1 pseudogene is annotated in these 281 nt (G+C 69.8%); it reads left to right on the forward strand.

The annotated features are described in order from the left end of the window. Nucleotides 1-281, forward strand: a pseudogene (locus tag OXS27_RS32505) (porin family protein); the annotation flags it as partial.

A 281-nucleotide genomic window follows, 5' to 3' on the forward strand; every position in this document is an offset into this window, starting at 1 on the left:
GGCACCGGCGGCTTCGCCTACGGCTCGGGCAGCGCTGACCGTTCGTTCGGTGGCTACGCCGGCAACGACAGCTTCCGCACCGGCTACGCGGTCGGCGGCGGCGTCGAGTTCGCGCTCCCCACCGACTCGTTCCTGAACTTCTTCCGCTCCTCGGCCGTGACGTTCAAGGTCGAAGGCCTGTACGTCAACCTGGAGCGCGGCAACCGCAACCAGGGCGCCCTGGTGGTCAACGCCGCCAACCTCGTCCCGGTCGCCTACAGCGCCATCGGTCGCCGCGACGA

It is taken from the genome of Methylobacterium sp. GC_Met_3, from assembly GCF_026540775.1.
Taxonomy (GTDB): Bacteria; Pseudomonadota; Alphaproteobacteria; order Rhizobiales; family Beijerinckiaceae; genus Methylobacterium.